Annotated in this window: 2 protein-coding genes; both read right to left on the bottom strand. The window is 29.6% G+C overall.

The features are described 5' to 3' along the window. Window positions 1-112 precede the first annotated feature (112 nt). Window positions 113-1,009 (bottom strand): permease-like cell division protein FtsX, encoded by an 897-nt coding sequence (ftsX, locus tag B2W91_RS16330; protein WP_291582840.1) that lies wholly within the window; start codon window positions 1,007-1,009, stop codon window positions 113-115. After that, window positions 999-1,685: a cell division ATP-binding protein FtsE gene (gene ftsE, locus B2W91_RS16325; RefSeq protein WP_291582839.1), complete on the bottom strand. Its 687-nt coding sequence runs from the start codon at window positions 1,683-1,685 to the stop codon at window positions 999-1,001. Before ftsE ends, ftsX begins: the two co-directional genes overlap by 11 nt. Window positions 1,686-2,196: the final 511 nt, after the last annotated feature.

Here is a 2,196-nt window from a genome sequence, read left to right as displayed (position 1 = left end):
TTATTAATCCTTAATTTTTATTTGATATGCCTTAAATTAATAATTTCTTCTAGATTAAAACAAGGCACGACATTATATTCTATCTTATAACGCCATGCCCAAAATTATTCTATTAAACCTTTAAGAATTTTCTCATTGATATTATACTTGCAAGAGAACCAATTACCATTCCCCCAAGTAAAAATTGCCAAATTGTTACTTTTAATATATAACTCCTCGCCACTAGATTAAAACCTAATAATGCACCTGTTTCTGCAACCTTTGCTTGTGCTAATCCATATAATCCATATAGTACTGTAACAGAAACTAGAGCGCCTAATATTCCTAAAAGTATACCTTCTATTATAAATGGCCATCTAATAAACCAATCTGTAGCACCTACATATTTCATTATTCCAATTTCTCGTTTTCTTGAAAAAACTGTTATTTTTATAGTATTTCCTATTAAGAATAATGAAACTAAAACAAATACGAAAGCAGCAATCCAACCTATCATAGTTGTAGAGCCAGTAAGTTTAGTCACCTTATCAATAAATTCTCTAGAATCTTTAATGTATTCTATTGCTGGAGCATCTTTAATCTTTGCTAAAACATCATCAACTGCCTTAGGATTATCAACTCTAATTATGTAAGAACTTGGAAAAGGATTTTTCTTGTTAAATCCCGCTACTAACACACCACTGTCATCTCCTAATTGTTCTTTCATCTTTTCTAACGCTTGTTCCTTGGTCTCTAATTTAACTTCTAAAATGCCATCTACTTCTTCTATCGTTTTCTTTAGTTTATCCTTATCTTCATTTTTTATATCATCTTTTAAATAAACTCTTGCTTCAACTTTTGAACCTAATTGTTCTACCGCCTTATTAACATTTACTAAAGTTAGTGAAACCACTCCGAGTATAAATAATGTGGCTGCAACAGTAGCTGCTGAAGCAATACTTAAAGTTTTATTTCTTTTTATACTTTTAAAAGCATCCTTTACAAAGTACTTAATAGAATCAAATCTCATATCCGTATTTACCCCTTTCTTCATCTCTTGCTACAGTTCCCTTTTCTATGGCAATAACTCTTTTTTTCATACTATCAACTATATCTTTAGCATGTGTAGCCATAACTACCGTAGTTCCTGCTCTATTGATATCACTAATAATATCCATAATCTCTAATGACGTATCTGGGTCAAGGTTTCCTGTAGGCTCGTCCGCAATTAAAAGAGCCGGACTGTTTACTATAGCTCTAGCTATAGAAATTCTCTGCTGCTCTCCACCTGAAAGCTCATGAGGGAAAGACTTATGTTTCTTAGAAAGTCCAACCATTGATAGAACCATAGGAACTTTTTTATGTATTTCTCTTTCACTTGCACCAATAACTCTTAGTGCAAAAGCAACATTCTCATATACATTAAGAGTTGGTATTAATCTAAAATCTTGGAATACCACTCCAATTTTTCTTCTATAATAAGGAATTTGTCTATGGCTTAACTTAGTTATATCTGTGCCAGTGACAACTACGCTTCCTGCAGTAGGATCCACTTCTTTCAATAACATTTTAATAAAGGTAGATTTTCCAGCACCACTTGGCCCAACTAAAAAAACAAACTCTCCCTTATTTATTTCTATATTCAAATTTGATAATGCAAGTACATTATTGTTATATACTTTAGTTACATTCTTAAATTCTATCATTTTTTTTCCTCACTCTCTTTGTAGCATTACTATTCCTTCCTCATGTGCTAATTAAGTTAGAAATATTATAACATATTTTTTCATCATAATATTAATAATAGCAAAAAACTCGAAAAAAATATCGAAAAAAATAAAAAACTAATGGAAACATCATAATAATATTCCATTAATTTATAATAATTACATATAACCATATGTTTTAAAAATTTAACTCTATGATACCATAATTAGATACAAATAAAAATAAGTAATTTGTGGAATAATATATATATATGTGCCACTCCTAAATTTAATCTGCACACTCATAAAATTGTGTTAACAAATTGTTTTAGCTTATACTTGTGTAATTGAGAATTGACGATTGACAATGGACAATTATGGATACTTCTCTCAAGAGAAGTTTTGAACTTATTCATTTTAAAAGTGACGAAGTCATTTTTATTAAAAATATATTAAAGAAATTAGTTTGATTAAAACTAATTTCAACAATAATTGTCGGATTGGCCCCCTA

Source organism: Clostridium sp. UBA6640 (assembly GCF_002455975.1).
Taxonomy (GTDB): domain Bacteria; phylum Bacillota; class Clostridia; order Clostridiales; family Clostridiaceae; genus Clostridium_J.
This window is presented reverse-complemented; position numbering and strand designations above follow the sequence as displayed.